Below are 270 nucleotides of genomic sequence, written 5' to 3' on the forward strand. Positions count from 1 at the left end.
GATGGCGAAGGTCATCTGGAAAGAGATGAACAGGAACTCGGGAATGCCCGGCAGCAGGGCGTTGGCTGTCTTCAGCGACACGCCGTTCAGGAACAGCATGTCCAGGCTGCCGATGAAGGGCTGAAGGCCGGCGCTCTCGTTCTTGCCGAAGGCCAGGCTGTAGCCGGCGATGAACCATACCAGCGACACCACGGCGAAGACGCCGACGGACTGGGTGATAGTGGCGATGACGTTCTTCTTGCGCACCATGCCGCCATAGAACAGCGCCAG

At 61.1% G+C, this 270-nt stretch carries 1 pseudogene; it reads right to left on the bottom strand.

From position 1 onward, the window contains the following. Window positions 1-270: pseudogene (locus B3T77_RS15565) on the bottom strand (ammonia channel protein); the annotation flags it as partial.

It is taken from the genome of Brevundimonas sp. UBA7838, assembly GCF_002500885.1.
Classification (GTDB): Bacteria; Pseudomonadota; Alphaproteobacteria; order Caulobacterales; family Caulobacteraceae; genus Brevundimonas; species Brevundimonas vesicularis_C.